This window comes from Blattabacterium cuenoti (assembly GCF_014251775.1).
GTDB lineage: Bacteria > Bacteroidota > Bacteroidia > Flavobacteriales > Blattabacteriaceae > Blattabacterium > Blattabacterium cuenoti_H.
Genome location: NZ_CP059199.1, coordinates 141,101 through 159,341, shown reverse-complemented (window position 1 = coordinate 159,341; position 18,241 = coordinate 141,101). Strand labels below are relative to the sequence as shown.

The window sequence follows — 18,241 nt, the reverse complement described above, 5'->3', positions numbered from 1 at the left end:
AAAAAACATTTTATTAAAAAAAATTATGTTATAGTGATAATAATACTTTATTTTTACATTTGTTTATCTTTCAAAAAGTTGTAATTAATATGTCTAGAAAATTTCCTTATGGAGTAATTACCGGTAATCTTGTTAAAGATATATTTGAATATGCTAAAGAAAAATCTTTTGCCATACCAGCTGTAAACGTTATAGGATCCAATACAATGAATGCCGCAATGGAAACCGCTTCTGAAATTAATTCACCTATTATTATTCAATTGTCTAATGGAGGTGCAATTTTTAATGCTGGAATTGGTTCAATTAAAAATAAAAATAAACAAGAAGCTGCTGTAAAAGGTTCTATATCAGCAGCAATGCATATTCATGAGTTAGCTAAATTTTATAAAGCAACAGTAATACTTCATACGGATCATTGTTCTAAATTTTTCTTACCTTGGATAGATGGATTAATAGAAGCTAATAAAAATTACCACCAAAAATTTGGAACTACTTTATTTAGTTCTCATATGTTAGATCTTTCTCAAGAATCTTTAGAAAATAATATAAAAATTTGCGAAAGATATTTCAGAGAAATGACTAATTATAAAATGACAATTGAAATAGAATTAGGTGTTACTGGTGGAGAAGAAGATGGAATAGATAATTCTAATATTGAGAACAAAAAACTTTATTCTCAACCAGAAGATGTATATTATGCTTATCGAAAATTAATGAACATAAGTGAAAATTTTATTATAGCAGCATCATTCGGAAATGTTCATGGAGTATATAAACCTGGAAATGTTATTTTACGTACTGATCTTTTAAAAAAATCACAAGAATATGTACAACAAAAAATGAATACTAAAAAAAATCCAATTTCTTTAGTTTTTCATGGGGGATCCGGTTCTTCTAAAGAAGAAATAAAAAAATCAATTAATTATGGTGTAGTTAAAATGAATATTGATACTGATTTACAATACGCTTTTACTTCTGGAATACGAGATTATATGAAAATAAATAAAGAATATTTAAAAAAACAAATAGGAAATCCACAAGGTAAACATATTCCAAATAAAAAATATTATGATCCTAGAATTTGGTTAAGAGAAGGTGAAAAATCTTTTAAAAGATTATTAAAAAAATATTTTGAATTAATGAACAATATTAATACTTTATAAAATAATTCATGGATTGGTTTTTAAGAAAAAAGAAAAAAATTTTAACATCCATAGATGATAGAAAAGATTTACCTAAAGGTTTATGGTATAAAACTCCTAATGGAAAAATAGTAGATACCGAAAAATTAAAAAAGAATGCATATGTTAATCCAGAAGATGGATATCATGTAAGAATTCATAGTAAAGAATATTTTAAAATTCTTTTCGATAATGGAAAATTTATGGAAATGAATATAAAAATTACCAGTAAAGACCCTATAAAATGGATAGATTATAAAAAATATACCGATAGAATAACAGAAGCTAGAAAAAAAACAAATTTATATGATGCTATTAGAACAGGAAAAGGAAAAATAGGGGGAATAAAAGTGTTAATATCTTGTATGGATTTTTCTTTTATAGGCGGATCTATGGGGTCTGTAGTAGGTGAAAAAATATCTAGAGCAATAAAATATTGTATTGATCAAAAACTACCATATATTTTAATATCAAAATCTGGAGGAGCAAGAATTATGGAATCTTCTTTTTCTTTAATGCAAATGGCTAAAACAATAGCTAGATTTACTCAATTAAGAGAATCTAATTTACCTTATATATCAGTACTTACTGATCCAACTACGGGGGGGGTAACCGCTTCTTACGCTTTACTTGGAGATATTAATATTGCAGAACCAGGTGCATTAATTGGTTTTGCTGGCCCTAGGGTTATTAAAGAAATAATAGGAAGAGATATACCAAAAGGATTCCAAACTTCAGAATTTTTAATGGAACATGGATTTATAGATTTAATATCACCTAGAACAGAATTAAAAAAAAATTTATATAAATTGATTCATATGATGATTTAAATATTTTATTCCCATTCAATAGTAGATGGAGGTTTTGACGATATATCGTATAACATACGATTGATACCATCAACTTCATTAATGATTCTACTTGAAATTTTTTCTAAAAAATCATAAGATAAATTTGAAAATGTAGCAGTCATAAAATCTTCAGTATTTACTGATCGTAATACAGCAGTATATTGATATGATCTTTTATCCCCCATAACTCCTACTGATTTAATAGGTAATAAAATTATAAAAGCTTGGCTTATAAAATTATAATAATTATAATTAATTAATTCTTGTAAAAGAATATTTTCTGCTTTTTTTAAAATATTAATTTTTTTTTTATTTATTTTTCCTATAATTCTGATGCTATAACCTGGACCTGGAAATGGATACTGATATAAAATATCATTTGGAATTTTCAATAATTTTCCTATTTTTCTAACTTCGTCCTTAAATAACATTTTTAATGGTTCAATAATTTTTAATTTCATATATTTTGGTAATCCTCCTACATTGTGATGGGATTTTATAGAATTACTTAGTTTTTCATTTGAATTATTTGAAGATTCAATTACATCTGAATATATAGTTCCTTGAGCTAAAAATTTTACATTTTTAATTTTTTTGGATTCTTCTTCAAAAAGATTAATAAATTCTTTTCCTATTATTTTTCTTTTGATTTCCGGATTACTAATTCCATTCAATTTAGATAAAAATTTATTTTCAGCATTTATTTCTTTAATAGAAATATTCATTTTATGAAAGAAAGAAAAAATTGTATTTTTTTCTTTTACGAAAAATAATCCTGTGTCTACGAAAATACAATGTAAACGTTTTCCAATAGCTTTATGAATTAAAAATGCGGTAACAAAAGAATCCAATCCCCCAGAAAATCCTAATATAACTTTATTATTAGATACTTTATTTTTTATATCACTAATAATTATCTGTATAATATTATTTAATTTCCAATTACGATCACATTTACAAATTTTATCGATAAAATTTTTTAATATGGAATTTCCATATTCTGTATTGTTTACTTCAGGATGAAATTGAACAGCATAAATATCTTTTTTTTTATGAGCTATAGCTGCAAATGTACAAGATGAAGTTGATCCTATAACATCAAATTCATTTGGAATTTTTTTTATTTCATCAAAATGACTCATCCAAACTGTAGTATGTCTATCTTTAGGAATCCCACTAAATAATGGATTTTTTTTACATTTTATTTTTAAAAGTGCTTTTCCGTATTCTTTAATATTAGATTGATGGATAACTCCACCTAATAAAAAAGAAATTAATTGCATTCCATAACAAATTCCAAGTAATGGAATGTTAATTTCTAAAATTTCTTTAGATATTTTTGGCGAATTTTTTTTATAAACCGAAAAAGGTCCACCCGATAAAATAATTCCTTTAGGTTTTTTTGATAAAATATCTTTTATAGATAATAGATTATATGAATATAATAAAGTATATACTCCTATGTCTCTTATTCTTTTTGCAATTAAATTACTATATTGAGATCCAAAATCCAATACAATGATTAAATCTTTTTTCATTTAATTTTTTTTTTATTATTATTTAAATTAAAATAAACCGATATCTTTACGATAATAAAGATCATTGAATTGAATTTTTTCTATTTTTTTATAAGCTATATTTCTTGCTTCTTTTATAGAAGAACTTATTCCTATTATATTTAAAACTCTTCCCCCAGAAGTAATCCATTTATCATTTTTTTTATCAGCTCCGGCTATATAAAAGGGTTCCTCTATAAGATTTATACCTTTTATAACATTTCCTTTACTGTATTTTTCTGGATATCCTTTTGAAGATAAAACAACACAACAAGAACAATAATTTTTCCATAAAATATTTATTTTTTCTCCATTAAAAGCATTCATCAATAATTTAAAAAAATTACTTTTCATTAATGGTAATAAAGATTGTGTTTCAGGATCCCCCATTCTAGTATTATATTCTAATAAATAAATTTTATTATTAGATATAATCAATCCAAAATACAAAAAACCAAAAAAATTTAATTTTTCTGACATTATCCCTTCTAAAGTAGGTTCTAATATATTTTTTTGAAAATCAATCCAATTATAATCATTCATATATGGATTAGGAACGATTGCCCCCATTCCTCCTGTATTTAATCCTTTATCATTATCTTCTATTTTTTTATAATCTTTAGAAGATAAAAAAGGAATAATTTCTTTATTATTAAAAATAGATATTATAGAAACTTCATTTCCTTGTAAAAATTCTTCTATGATAACTTTATTTCCAGAATCTCCGAATTTCTTTTTTATCATAATAGTTTTTAATGCCTGTTTTGCTTCATTTTTGTTATGAGTCAAAATCACTCCTTTTCCTGATGCCAAACCATTAGTTTTTATAACCAATGAATTAATTATATTTTTTTCTAAAAAATTTATTGCCTTATCATAAGAATCAAATTCTTCATATTTAGGATTTCTAATTCCATATTTTTTCATAAAAGATTTTGCAAAAATCCTATCACCTTCCAATCTAGCTGCTAAATAATGAGGACCCACTATATTTAGTTTATAAAATTTAAATAAATCTACTATTTCTTTCATAAGAATAAATTCAGATCCTACTATTGTAAGGTCAATATTATTTTTTTTTGAAAAAAAAGACAGATCTAAAACAGAATAATCTCCTTCTATATTTTCTCCTATTAATTTAGTTCCACCATTTCCTGGATAAAAATATAAATGAATATTAGGATTATCTTTTAATAATTTTTTTCCAATAGCATGTTCACGTCCTCCACTACCAATAATTAAAATTTTCATTTTTTAATGTTTAAAATATCTTTTACCAGTAAAAGCCATAGCTATTCCATAATCATTGCAAGCTTTTATAGATTCTTCATCTCGTATAGATCCTCCTGGTTGTAAAATTGCCTGTATACTTCCTGAATGAGCAACTTCGTCTATAATATCTCTAAAAGGAAAAAAAGCATCAGAAACTAGTACTAATCTCTTTTTTTTCTTTTCTAATGCTCTACTTATAGCTGCTTTTGCAGCCCAAATTCTATTAGTCTGACCTCCAGAAATTCCTAAAGTTTGTGTTTCACTAGCTATCACAATTGCATTAGATTTAACGTATTTTACAACTTTTTGAGCAAAAAATAAAGATTTTACTTCTTCATCCGAAAATTTTTTTTTAGTAACTATTTTATAATTTTCTTTGTTGTTTAAAAAATAATCGGATTGTTGAATTAATAAACCACCATCTACTTGAACAAATTCTAATTTATCTGAAATTGAATCTTTTAGAATAATAATTCTCAAATTTTTCTTTGATTGTAAAATTTCATTCGTATTTAACTCATAATTAGGTGCAATTATTAATTCTAAAAAAATTTTATTAATTTCTAATGCTAATGTTTTTGAAATAGGATAATTAAAAGCAATCACCCCCCCAAAAGAAGAAACTGGATCAGCATAATAAGTTTTTTTAAATGCTTCCAAAACATTTTTTCCAGTTGCTACTCCACAAGGAGTAGAATGTTTAACTATACAACAAGTAGGATTAGAAAATTGATTAACAATTTTCCAAGCTATATCCATATCTCTTATATTATTGAAAGAAAGTTTTTTCCCATGTAATTGTCTGAAATTATGCATAATTCCTTTTTTATCTTCAGATAAATTATTAACATAAAAAGCAGCTTTTTGATGAGGATTTTCACCATATCGTAGATCAAATTTTTTTTCAAAAGAAAAGTTTAAAAAAAAAGGAAAATTTTTTGAAAAATTTTCTTCTAAAATAGAATTGGAAATGATAGTATCATAAATAGATGTCAAATTGAAAACTTTCCCTGCTAATTTTCTTCTTAATTCTAAAGAAGTTGATCCATTATAATTAATTTCATCTTTTACTAAAGAATAATCATTGCTATCTGTAATAGCAGTAACATAAAAAAAATTTTTTGCTGCAGCTCTAAGCAATGATGGACCACCAATATCAATAAATTCTACTAAAGATTTTATATCTAAATTTTTTTTATTCATTTTTTTAAATGGATAAAAATTAATTAATACAATATCAATTAGTTTAATATTTTTATTTTGAATTGATTGAACGTGTTTCTTAATAGAACGATTAGCTAATATTCCAGCATATATATCAGGATGTATGGTTTTGACTCTTCCATCTAACATTTCAGGATAAGATGTTACAGTAGATACTTCTATTGGTGAAAAACCATTTTTCATTAAAAAATGATAAGTTCCACTAGTAGATATTATCTGATATTCTTTTTTAGATAAAAAAGAAACAAATTCCAATAATTTTTCATTTTTTTGATAAACACTAATCAAAACATTTTTCATAATAAAAAATTTTATAATTTAATTTAATAATTAAAATTTTTTTATTGATTCAATTAATATTTCTTCTTCGATAAGAGATATTTTTTTAGACAAAGAATAAATTGTCTCATTTGATGAGACTTTACATTTTTTTTTCAATATAATGTCTCCGGAGTCAATATTTTCTGTCACGTAATGTACTGTTGCTCCTGATATTTTTTCTTTATTATTAATTACTGATTCGTGAACTTTTTTTCCATACATTCCTTTCCCTCCATATTTAGGTAAAATTGAAGGATGTATATTTATCACTTTTCCGATCCATTTTTTACAAAAATTTTTATTTAGTATAGAAAGAAATCCAGATAATACTATAATATGTGGATTACTTTTTATAAGTAAATTATCTATTCTTTTTGATAAAAATTTATCTTTTTTTAAAAGAAAAAATTTAAGATTTTTTTTGATAGCATATTGTATAGCCTCACATTTTCTATCAAAAATCACTAAATTTATCCTAAAATCATACAATGTTCCATTATTAATGGCTTTCAATATATGTTTCATATTTGTACCATTTCCGGAAACTAAAACAGTTATATTTTTCATGTTTAAATAATAAAAAATATTTATTTTAAAAAAACTTTTTTATTATTATATGTTTTTACAATATTTCCAATTATAATTGGTTTCTCACCTATAGAAATAATTTCTTTTAAAATAAGATCTTTATCTAAAGAAGATACAATAATAATTAATCCTATCCCCATATTGAATGTTTCCCACATTAATTTATCTGAAATTTTTCCTTTTTCTTGTATAAAGGAAAAAATAGATGGAACAAAAATATCATTTTTTTTAACTATTGCAGTTAATCCGTTTGGAATAATTCTAGATAGATTACATAAAATTCCTCCTCCAGTAATATTAGCAATTCCATGTATAGAAAATTTCTTTAATAGTACGTGAATGAAATTATAATAAATCTTCGTTGGAAATAAAAGTAATTCATAAAGAGGTTTTTTACTGTTAAAAAAACATTTTTCAAAATCATCTTTAGAAAAAATTTTTCTAATTAAAGAAAATCCATTACTATGAATTCCGGATGATGGAATCCCTATTATAACATCATTTTCTTGTATTAATTTTTTTCCATCTATAATATCACATTCATCTACAATTCCTACACAAAATCCGGCTATATCATAAATATTATTGGGATATATATCTTGCATTTCGGCAGTTTCTCCTCCAATAAAACATGTATTAGTTAATTTACATGAATTAGCTATGCCATTAATTATTTTTTCCATAATATAGGAATCAATTTTATTACAAGCTAAATAATCTAAAAAAAATAAAGAAGTTGCACCATGGCATAAAATATCGTTTATACACATTGCAAAACAATCTTTTCCAATTACACTATATTTTTTATATTCTAGTGCTAAACAAATTTTTGTTCCTACTCCATCTGTTCCAGAAACAATTACAGGATTTTTATATTCATGATTTATTTTATAAAATCCAGAAAAATTTTTTATATTACTTAATACTTTTTTGTTATAAGTATTTTTTAAAATTTTTCCAATTTTATCTATAAACTTGTCATATTTTTTCATAATTTCATTCTAAATTGGATAATCTCCATTGAAACAGCCAAAACAATGATTTTTACTTCCTAATATATCTATTAAATTTTTCATACTTAAAAATTCTAAACTATCTACATCTAAAATTTTAGCGACTTGATCCTTATCAACTTTTTCATTAAAAAAAAGATCTTTTTTTATTGGAGTATTTACTCCTAAATGACATGGAGCAATAATTGGCGGTGAAGCACTTCTAAAATGAATTTCTTTAGCTCCTGCATTTCTTAAAATATTAACTAATTTACGACTAGTTGTTCCACGGACTATAGAATCATCTATAATAACTATACGTTTCCCTTGTATTTCATGTAAAATAGGATTTAATTTTAAATTAACCATTTTTTCTCGTATTTTTTTTTGGGGGAGTATGAAAGATCTACCAATATATTTATTTTTTATTAAAATTGGTTTAAATGGTATACCTGAAACTTTAGAATATCCTATAGCAGCTGGTATACCTGAATCAGGGACCCCAATTACTACATCAGCTTTTACTGGATGTTGTTCATAAAGTTTTTCCCCACTTTTTTCTCTGATTTTATAGACATTTAAATTTTCAATAAAAGAATCAGGACGAGAAAAATAAATATATTCAAAAGAACATATTCTTTTTTTTAGATGATTGATTTTTTTTATCATAGAGAATTTGGATGATTTTTTATCTATAATAATTATTTCTCCTGGGAATAAATCTCTTATATAAGTTCCACCTATAGAATCAATTCCACAAGTTTCTGAACTAAAAATATAAGTTTCTTCGTTTAAAATTCCATAACATAAAGGTCTGATTCCATTTGGATCTCGAAATGCAGCTATTTTATTATCCATTAAAACAATTACTGAATATGCACCTTTAATATTTAAAGTTGTTTTTTTTATAGATTCTTCTAAATTATTATTAGATTCTAGCAAATTTTTCTGAATCAAACGTAATATCACCTCTGAATCAGAATATTCAGAAATAAAATTAATCCCTAAAGATTCTAGTTTTTTTCTTGTATTTCTTGCATTAATTAAATTTCCATTATGAACTATTGAAATAGTACTCTTTCCAAATGAATTTTCTCCAAAAAAAGGTTGAATGTTTTTTTTGCTGATTCCTCCTTCTGTTGAATAACGAGTATGTCCAATTACTGCATTTCCATTATAAAAATCAGAATTAGATATTTTTTTAAAAAAATCTAAAACTAATCCTTCACTTTTATGAGATAAAATATATCCATCACGTAATACAGAAAACCCACAAGCCTCTTGCCCTCTATGCTGTAAAGCAAAAAGTCCGGATTGTATTAATGAAAATGTATCTATTTTAAATGTAGAATACACTCCAAATATTCCACATTCTTCATGAAATTTATCCAAATAAACAATTTTTATTAATGAGTAAACAAGGTATATTATTATTTATTTAATCTTTTTAAGATTTCCATATAGGAATCGAATATTTTTTCTTTTTTTGGAAATTCCATACGAAATAAATCTTTATCTAATTTTTTCATCGTATTCCTATCCCATAATCTACAAGTATCTGGACTAATTTCATCAGAAAGTAAAATTTCATTATTTTTATTTCTTCCAAATTCAATTTTAAAATCAACTAATATAATTCCTTTATTGAAAAAATATAATTTCAGTAAATTATTTATGTTTTTTACAATAGAAAAAATATAAATTAATTCTTCATGGGATATGATTTCTAGAAAAATTGCATGACTTTCATTAATAAGTGGATCACCTAATTTATCATCTTTATAAAATAATTCAATGATTCCATTTGGAATTTTTTTTTTTTCTTTAATCCCCAAACGTTTGGATAAACTTCCAGTAACAATATTTCTTATAACAAATTCTAAAGGTATTATATTCACTTTATGACAGAGTTGTTCTCTATTGTTTATCTTTTTAATAAAATGTGTTTTTATTCCAGAATAATTAAGAAATTTAAATATTAATGTACTAATTTCATTAGTTAAAACTCCTTTATCTAATAAACAACTTTTTTTCAATCCATTTAAAGCCGTTAAATCATCTTTGTGATGAATAATTATCTTAAAAGAATTATTAGTTTTATATATTATTTTTGTTTTTCCTTCTAATAAGATATTTTTTTTTATAATATTATAATTCATGTATTTATATATTACAAATGTTGTTCTATTTCATTTTCCAATTTTTTTTGGATATTTTTTCTAAATTTTATCAATGATTTTTTTAAAAAAATATATTTCATAGATAAAATATGTACTGCTAATAAAGCAGCATTATAAGAATTATTTATTCCTACTGATGCTATAGGGACACCTTTAGGCATTTGCGTAATAGAAGAAAGTGCATCTATTCCACCTAATAAACTATTTTTAGAATTATATATAGGAACACCTATAACTGGTATTATAGTTTTAGATGATATTATTCCTGGTAAATGAGCTGATAAACCAGCTCCTGCAATAATTAAATCTGTATTTTCATCTTCTAATTTTTTTAAAATTTTTGATAAAGTATTTGGTAATCTATGTGCAGAAATTACATAACATTTATAATTTATTTGAAATATTTTTAACATATCTACTGCTGATTTCATAATTATTTTATCAGAGATACTTCCAATAATTACAATTACTCTCATTTCAATAAAAAAATTTTTTATACAAAATATTGTACTGCATTTTTAAAAATAGAATTTTCTTGTATAAGATTATGAACATTATTAGGTATATTTTTTAATAATCCACTATCAAAACAACGTTCTGGATGAGTCATTCTACCATAAATTCTTCCATTTTCACTTAATAAACTTTCAATTGCTTCAGAAGATCCATTAGGATTATATTTTCTTTCTAAGCTAGGAACTCCTTCTAAATCTACATATTGTGAAGCAACTTGATTATTTTCAAATAGAATATCTATAGTTTTATTTTTAGCATAAAAACGACCTTCTCCATGAGAGATAGGAATTGTATATATTTTGTTCTTCATTCCTTTTAACCAAGGAGATTTATCAGAAATAATTTTAATGTTAACACATTGTGAAATATGTTTATTAACTTTGTTATTTATTAATACAGGAGAATTATTATCTCTCATACAAATTTTTCCATAAGGAAGTAATCCAGATTTTATTAATCCTTGAAAACCATTACAAATTCCTAATATTAACCCACCTTTTTCTAAAAATTTTTGGATAGATTCTTTTATATAAGGATTATGCAATATTGATATAATTAATTTAGCAGATCCATCGGGTTCATCTCCCGCACTAAATCCACCACACAACATTAGAATCTGAACTGATTCTATATATTTTTTCATGGAAAAAATAGATTCTATAATATTATTATCATTTACATTATTAAATACAAAATTTTTAACTATTGCTCCTGAATTTTTAAATACTCTGATTGATTCTAATTCTCCATTAGTTCCAGGAAATATCGGAATAAATACATTTGGGGTCCCAATTTTTATTGAATTATTTTTTCTATATATTATTTTTTTTTCTTTTATTGTTATATTTCTTTTAAATTTTAATTTATATTTCATCCTATTTTCATTAGGAGAAAAAATATTTAATAATTTTTTAGACCAATTTTTAATTGCTTCATCAATAGCAATTGAAATAGAGTTAAAAATTAAATTTTTAGAATTTATTACTTTTCCTATTAGAATAAAATCTTTTGAAAGATTATAAGAAGATTCTATAATTAATGATCCTATATGGGTCTTCAATAGATTTTCATTACAATTTATTTCTGCTCCTAATTTATTTCCAAAAGACATTTTGGCAATAGCCACAGCTATTCCACCATCTTTTACTGTTTTTAATGAAATAATCTTTTTGGAAAGTACTCCTTCATGGATTTTATCATAAGCATTTTTAATAGAATTAAAGTTTGGCATTTCATTTTCTAATGGCATATGATTATATAAATATATTTTGCTACCTATTTTTTTAAATTCAGGAGAAATTACATTAAAATATGAATCAGTTGTAATTCCAAATGAAATTAGAGTAGGTGGGACATGAATATTTTTATAAGTTCCTGACATAGAATCTTTACCGCCTAAACAAACTATTTCTAATTCCATTTGAGCATGATATGCACCTAATAATGAAGAAAAAGGGATTCCCCAGTTTTTAGGATTTTTTTCCATTTTTTTATAATATTCTTGAAAACTAAGATAAACATTTTTGTAATTCCCACCCATAGAAACAATTTTTGAAATACATTCTAATACTGCATATGCACCACCATGAAAAGGACTCCATGTAGAAATTTTAGGATGAAATCCCCAAGTTACCATACTAACTGTTTCAGTACTTCCATGAAAAACTGGTATTTTTTGGACACTTCCTTCAGCTGGAGTCATTTGATATTTTCCTCCAAATGGCATTAATACGGTAGTCCCTCCAACAGTACTATCAAACATTTCTATTAAGCTTAATTGAGAAGCGATATTTAGGTTTGAAAGAGTTTTTAAAAAATTTTTCTTACTAAAAAATAATTTTGTAGATTTAATAAAAGGTGAAATATAATTAGGAGAATCAACTATTACTTTATTTTTTTTTTTATATCCTCTTGTATTTAAAAAAGTACTTTTTACGTCGAAAATTACTTTTTTATTATATAGAAAAACTATCCTATTATTATTTGTAATCTTGGCTATGGGATTACAGATTAAGTTTTCTTTATGAGAAAACTTAATAATTTTTTCTGCATTCTTTGGATCTACTACTATCGCCATACGTTCTTGAGATTCAGAAAGTGCAATTTCTATTGGTAGAATTTTTTCATTTATAGGTACTTTTTCTAAATAAATTTCTACACTATTGTGCAATTCTCCTAAAGAAACTGCTAATCCTCCAGCCCCAAGATCATTACATTTTTTTATCAAATTAGTTACCTCTTTTTTTCTAAAAAGTCTTTGAATATTTCTTTCAATTAAAGGATTCCCTTTTTGTTGATTATTAATATTGATATCAATATCATTTATATTTTTCGATGATTCACTAGCCCCTCCTATTCCTTCTTTTCTGGTTAATCCTCCTATTAATAATATAATATCTCCTACTTTTGGCTTTTTCCACTTAATATAAGTTACTGGAGCAGCTCCAACAACCATTCCTAATTCCAATCTTTTTGCTCTATAACCTTTATGATAAATCTCACTAACATGTGTTGTTGCTAATCCTATTTGATTTCCATATGAACTGAATCCATAAGCTGATTCTAAACATATTTTATTTTCTGGTATTTTTCCATAAATTTTATTTTTTTCATTAGGATCAGAGGATCCACTAATTCTAATCCCTTGATAAACAAATGATCTACCCGATAAAGGATCTCTGATTGCTCCACCAATGCAAGTATTGGCTCCATTAAATGGATTTCCTTCAGTAGGATGATTATGAGTTTCATTTTTAAATAATAAATACCATTTTTCTTTATTTCTTTTTTTATCCAGATAATGAACATCTATTATAATTGTACATGCATTATTTTCATCTGATGAAACAAAATTTAATTTTTTTTGATTACGGATAATTTCATAAGGAAGTTGAGATAATTCCATTAAATTAATAGGTTTTTTTGATTTTCCTATTGATTTTTTATCTTCTAAATATTTAGAAAATATTTTTTTATATGTATTCTTTAAAAAACCTCTAAAACATATATTTTCTAATTCTGTAAAAAATGTTGTATGTCTACAATGATCCGACCAATAAGTATTTAAAATAAGTATTTCTTCTAAAGAAGGATCTCTTTTTTCTATTAAAAAATATTTTTGAATCAATAATAAATCTTTTATATCTATTGATAGATTATATTTTTTATGAAATTCTTCTATTTTATTTATAGAATAATGTTTAAAATCTTTTATATAATTAATATGATTTTTAATATTAATTTCTTTATGATAAAAATTATTCCTATGTGTTATAAAATAGGAATAATTTTCTACAATGTAATTTTTAATTTTTTTTACAGATTTATTAGAATTTTTATTTAATCCAACTAATTCAATCAATAATTTAGAATTTATTAAAACATTTTTAGAAAAGTTATGATTGAATATTTTCATGCATAACATAGCAGCGCTAGAGCGATGATCATCATTATTTGAGTTGCATTCAAAATACGGATAATCAAAATATTTTTTAAAATAAAAAATTTCTGTAACAGGATCTACTAATACATTTTTTAAATAATCAACAAGAAATTTTTTTTTTATATGAAAAAATTCATATATACGATATATTATTATTCTATGTATAAAAATATTGATACTTCTTAGTTTTTTACATAATTCAATTGAATCTTTATCGAAGTATGATTTACTTCTTATATAAATTCTATAAGAACTTTTATTAAAAGAAATCATTTTTATTTTTTTTTGTATAATTAATTTTAAATATTATTTTTCATATCAAATAATATTTAAATTTTTGTTGAAAAAGATGATTGATTAAAATCAATAAGATTATAATATTTTTTTAATATAGGATTTACCATTTTTTCAATAAATTCTAATGTTTGTTCTGAAGAAAAACCGATAAAATTTTTAGGATTTAAAATTTTATTTATTTTTTCTTGACTAATTGGTATTTTTTTATCATTTAAAATTCTATTAATAAAATCATTTTTTGATCCTTTTAATCTCATTTCTAATCTAGTTTTCATGGAATGATTTCGTATTCTTTCATGAATTTCTTGTCTATCAAATCCTTTTTTAACACATTCTACGATAATAGATTCAGTAATTAAAAATGGAAGTTCTTCTATTATATTTTTTTCAATAATTTTTGGATATACGGATATTTTTTCTAAAATATTAATCCACAGTATTAAAATAGCATCTACAGATAAAAATGATTGACTAATCACTAATCTTCTATTAGCTGAATCATCTAAAGTACGTTCTAACCATTGAGTAGCGGCTACAAAAGCAGAACTATTTGACAAAGAAATTACATATTTTGCTAATGAAGCAATTCTTTCGCTTTGTATTGGATTTCGTTTATAAGCCATGGCACTAGATCCTATTTGTTCTATTTCAAATGGTTCTTCTATTTCTTTTAAATTTTGTAATAAACGAATATCATTACTAAATTTATGAGAAGATTGAGAAATATTTGATAATAAATTAAGTATTTGAGAATCTATTTTTCTATCATATGTTTGGCCAGTAATAAAAGATATATTTTTAAATCCAAAATCATTAGATAATTTATTTTCTAGTAATTTTAATTTTTCTAAATCTCCATTAAATAATTCTTTAAAACTAGCACCGGTACCTACTGTTCCTTTCACACCTCTAAAAGGAATAGTTTTTAATCTAAATTCTAATTCATAAAAATCTAAAAGTAAACTTTGTATCCATAAAGATGAACGTTTTCCTACAGTAGTTAATTGAGCGGGTTGATAATGAGTAAAAGCTAAAGTAGGAGTATTATGATATTCTATAGAAAAATTCCTAAGACGAAATATTACATTTATTATTTTTTTTAATAGAATTTTTATTCCATCTCTTATCAGTATTATATCAGTATTGTCCCCTAAAAATGCGCTAGTAACACCTAAATGTAAAATAGATTTAGCGAGTGTTGCTTTTTCTCCGAAAGCATATAAATGAGCCATTACATCATGACGAAATTTTTTTTCAAAAAAAGCGACTCTATTCCAATCAATATCAAATAAATTATTTTTTAAATCATTTATTTGTTCATTGCTAATATCTAAACCTAACTCTTTTTCTATCTTAGCTAAAGAAAACCATAATTTTCTCCAGGTAAATATTTTTTTTTCTGGAGAAAAATTATAAAGCATTTCTTTACTACTATATCTTTCTACTAAAGGATTCTTATATTCTTTCACATGGAAAAAATTTTATGAAATAAATAATTATCTTTAATTATATTTTGGTTTCTTTCTGATCCAATAGATAACAATACAATTTTCAATTTTAGATAACATTCAATAAAATTAATATAATTTTTACAATTATTCGGTAATTTTTCATATTCTCTAATATGAGAGATTTTTTCTTTCCAACCATTTAATTTTTTCCATATACAATTTATTTTTTTATTTTCTAAATTTGATGGAAAATAATTGATCTGATTTCCATTAATATTATATTGAATACATACTTTAATATAATCAAATTCACTTAAAACATCTAATTTTGTAATAATCAAATAATTTATTCCATTTATTTCACAAGAATATTTTAAAGCTACTAAATCTAACCATCCACATCGTCTTGGTCGTTTGGTCGTTGATCCATATTCATTTCCTTTATTACGAATTTTATCTCTAATTAATTCGTTATCAATTATTTCTGTCGGAAATGGTCCATTTCCAACTCTTGTACAATATGATTTTGTAACTCCAATGAAATTTTTCAAAAAACTGGGAGGAATTCCTGATCCTATACAGACTCCACCAGTAGTAGAAGATGATGTAGTAACATATGGATATGTTCCGTAATCAATATCTAATAACGTTGCTTGAGCACCTTCAAAAAGAATTTTTTTTTTATTTTTTAATGCTTTTTGTATTTCATATACTGCATCTATTACTCTATGATTAAGTATTTTGGCATATTCTATATATTCATTATATATAGATTCATAGGAAATTATTGGTTTATTATAAATTTTTTGAAAAATTTTATTTTTAATGATTATGTTATTTTTTAATTTTTTAGAAAATATTTTTGGATCTAAAAAATCTATAATACGAATCCCCATTCGTCCAATTTTATCTTCATAAGCTGGCCCAATTCCACAACGAGTAGTTCCAATAAAATTTTTTCCCAAATACTCTTCTTTATATTTATCTAAAAGACGATGATATGGCATAATTACATGTGCTCTTTTCGAAAGAAAAACATTAGATGGATCAATTCCCATTAATTTTAAATTTTGTATCTCATGAATTAAAGATTTTGGATCTATTACTACTCCAGGACCAATAATACATTTTACATTAGAATAAATAACTCCAGAAGGAATTAGATGAAGAATAAAATAACGATTTTTAATATGAATAGAATGACCTGAATTATTTCCTCCTTGATAACGAATTACATAATCAGAATTTCTAGATAATAAATCTGTAATTTTTCCCTTTCCTTCATCCCCCCATTGGAGTCCTACGATAACATTTGTATTTGAAGGCATGATGTATAAAGATTTTTTTTATACTAAATATTAAAGTTAAAAGTTTATTATTATATAGATAAAAATATTTTTACTATTTATTGATATTTTTTTAGATGTTTGTATGCTAATTTTGTTACCTTTCTTCCTCTAGAGGTTCTTATTAAATATCCTTCTTGTATTAAAAATGGTTCATGTACCTCTTCAATAGTATCTGAATTTTCACTTATAGCTGCTGATATAGTATTTATACCTACTGGACCTCCTTTAAAATGATCAATAATAAATGAAAGTATTCTATTATCCATTTCATTTAATCCATTTTTATCTACATTCATTGCTTTTAAGCTGGTATTACATATTTCAATATCAATAATTCCATTTCCTTTTATTTGAGCAAAATCACGAATTCTACGAAGAAGTGAATTTGCTACTCTAGGAGTCCCTCTACTCCTATATGCAATTTCAAATGAAGCTTCTTCTGTTATAGGTATTTTTAATATTTTAGCATTTCTATTTATAATTTTTTTTAAAAATTCTTTATTATAATAATTAATACGAAAATTAATTCCAAATCTAGATCTCATTGGAGCAGTAATTAAACCAGATCTTGTAGTAGCTCCTATTAAAGTAAAAGGAGTTAAATCAATTTGTAATGATTTAGCATTGGATCCAGAATCTATAATAATATCTATTTTATAATTCTCCATTGCAGAATATAAATACTCTTCTACAATTGGAGATAATCTATGAATTTCGTCAATAAAAATTACATCATTTTTTTTAAGATGAATAAGTAATCCAGCAAGATCACCTGGTTTATCTAAAATGGATCCTGAAGTAACAGTTATATTAACTGATAGTTCCTTAGCTACTATATGAGCTAAAGTAGTTTTTCCTAATCCAGGAGGACCATGAAACAATATATGATCTAAAGCTTCATTTCTTTTTTTTGCAGCCTGAATAAAAATTTTTAAAGGTTCTACAATATCATTTTGTCCAACGAAATCTTCTATTTTCTTTGGATTTAATGTTTTATCTGTTGAAAAAGAAGTCAAAATAT

Annotated in this window: 14 protein-coding genes; 2 read left to right on the top strand and 12 right to left on the bottom strand. The window is 24.0% G+C overall.

Annotated features, from left to right (window positions below; translation table 11 throughout):
- Positions 1-89: 89 nt before the first annotated feature.
- Together fbaA and accD are read left to right on the top strand one after the other, a co-directional pair.
- Entirely contained in the window at positions 90-1,163 is a 1,074-nt protein-coding gene (gene fbaA, locus H0H58_RS00760) for a class II fructose-bisphosphate aldolase (RefSeq protein ID WP_185865143.1), read from the top strand.
- A gap of 8 nt (positions 1,164-1,171) precedes the next feature.
- Positions 1,172-2,011 (top strand): acetyl-CoA carboxylase, carboxyltransferase subunit beta, encoded by an 840-nt coding sequence (accD, locus tag H0H58_RS00755; RefSeq protein WP_185865142.1) that lies wholly within the window; start codon positions 1,172-1,174, stop codon positions 2,009-2,011.
- Positions 2,012-2,016: 5 nt separating this feature from the next.
- Here the strand turns inward: accD and guaA are convergent, their stop codons facing one another.
- The 12 genes from guaA to ruvB form a co-directional block, all read right to left on the bottom strand.
- A complete protein-coding gene (gene guaA / locus H0H58_RS00750) occupies positions 2,017-3,570 on the bottom strand; it encodes a glutamine-hydrolyzing GMP synthase (protein WP_185865141.1) in 1,554 nt (517 codons plus the stop codon).
- 27 nt (positions 3,571-3,597) lie between these two features.
- Positions 3,598-4,839, bottom strand: coding sequence for a phosphoribosylamine--glycine ligase (gene purD, locus H0H58_RS00745; RefSeq protein WP_185865140.1), 1,242 nt, complete (start codon positions 4,837-4,839; stop codon positions 3,598-3,600).
- A gap of 3 nt (positions 4,840-4,842) precedes the next feature.
- Positions 4,843-6,384 carry a bifunctional phosphoribosylaminoimidazolecarboxamide formyltransferase/IMP cyclohydrolase gene (gene purH, locus H0H58_RS00740; RefSeq protein ID WP_185865139.1) on the bottom strand — a complete coding sequence of 514 codons (1,542 nt, stop codon included), beginning with the start codon at positions 6,382-6,384 and terminating at the stop codon, positions 4,843-4,845.
- A gap of 30 nt (positions 6,385-6,414) precedes the next feature.
- Positions 6,415-6,972 carry a formyltransferase family protein gene (locus H0H58_RS00735; RefSeq protein WP_185865138.1) on the bottom strand — a complete coding sequence of 186 codons (558 nt, stop codon included), beginning with the start codon at positions 6,970-6,972 and terminating at the stop codon, positions 6,415-6,417.
- Positions 6,973-6,992: 20 nt separating this feature from the next.
- Complete coding sequence (gene purM / locus H0H58_RS00730; protein WP_185865137.1) at positions 6,993-7,985, bottom strand: phosphoribosylformylglycinamidine cyclo-ligase; 993 nt, start codon at positions 7,983-7,985, stop codon at positions 6,993-6,995.
- A 9-nt stretch (positions 7,986-7,994) separates the two neighbouring features.
- Positions 7,995-9,377, bottom strand: coding sequence for an amidophosphoribosyltransferase (purF, locus tag H0H58_RS00725; protein WP_238785160.1), 1,383 nt, complete (start codon positions 9,375-9,377; stop codon positions 7,995-7,997).
- A gap of 38 nt (positions 9,378-9,415) precedes the next feature.
- Positions 9,416-10,144: a phosphoribosylaminoimidazolesuccinocarboxamide synthase gene (gene purC, locus H0H58_RS00720; protein ID WP_185865136.1), complete on the bottom strand. Its 729-nt coding sequence runs from the start codon at positions 10,142-10,144 to the stop codon at positions 9,416-9,418.
- Between the two features lie 11 nt (positions 10,145-10,155).
- A complete protein-coding gene (gene purE / locus H0H58_RS00715; protein WP_185865135.1) occupies positions 10,156-10,641 on the bottom strand; it encodes a 5-(carboxyamino)imidazole ribonucleotide mutase in 486 nt (161 codons plus the stop codon).
- Between the two features lie 17 nt (positions 10,642-10,658).
- Entirely contained in the window at positions 10,659-14,396 is a 3,738-nt protein-coding gene (locus H0H58_RS00710; RefSeq protein WP_185865134.1) for a phosphoribosylformylglycinamidine synthase, read from the bottom strand.
- Between the two features lie 56 nt (positions 14,397-14,452).
- Entirely contained in the window at positions 14,453-15,889 is a 1,437-nt protein-coding gene (gene purB, locus H0H58_RS00705) for an adenylosuccinate lyase (RefSeq protein ID WP_185865133.1), read from the bottom strand.
- Entirely contained in the window at positions 15,886-17,199 is a 1,314-nt protein-coding gene (locus tag H0H58_RS00700; RefSeq protein WP_185865132.1) for an adenylosuccinate synthase, read from the bottom strand. The genes purB and H0H58_RS00700 overlap by 4 nt, the downstream gene beginning before the upstream one ends.
- Before the next feature lie 77 nt (positions 17,200-17,276).
- Positions 17,277-18,236, bottom strand: coding sequence for a Holliday junction branch migration DNA helicase RuvB (ruvB, locus tag H0H58_RS00695; protein WP_185865131.1), 960 nt, complete (start codon positions 18,234-18,236; stop codon positions 17,277-17,279).
- Between the last annotated feature and the right edge of the window lie 5 nt (positions 18,237-18,241).